This is a genomic window from Salifodinibacter halophilus (genome assembly GCA_012999515.1).
In the GTDB taxonomy this organism is placed as follows: domain Bacteria; phylum Pseudomonadota; class Gammaproteobacteria; order Nevskiales; family Salinisphaeraceae; genus Salifodinibacter; species Salifodinibacter halophilus.
On sequence record JABEEB010000349.1, the window covers coordinates 1 to 262 of the forward strand.

1 protein-coding gene is annotated in these 262 nt (G+C 72.9%); it reads right to left on the reverse strand.

Annotated elements, in window-relative coordinates:
- A partial coding sequence (locus HKX41_11980) for an AEC family transporter (protein NNC24853.1) occupies positions 1 to 114 on the reverse strand: 114 nt, incomplete at its 3' end.
- Positions 115 to 262 lie beyond the last annotated feature (148 nt).

The window sequence follows — 262 nt, forward strand, 5'->3', positions numbered from 1 at the left end:
GAGCACGACCAGGTTGAGCACCTGGGCGGCGTTGTCGGGCAGGGCGCGCAGGCGCTGGAACAGGTAGCCCAGCGCCAGCATCGCCAGGACCAGGGCGAAGGCGTCGAAAGCCATGAGTCGCGGCGTGATGGCGGTGACGGCCATGGTCGCGGCTGGCGGCCGCCGGCTCAAGACGGCTTTCGGCGTAGGCGCGCGCGACGGACATGAGCCGGCGGCGGCGCGTTCTGCGCGTTGCTGGAGGCGGGACGTTGCCGCCCGCGTG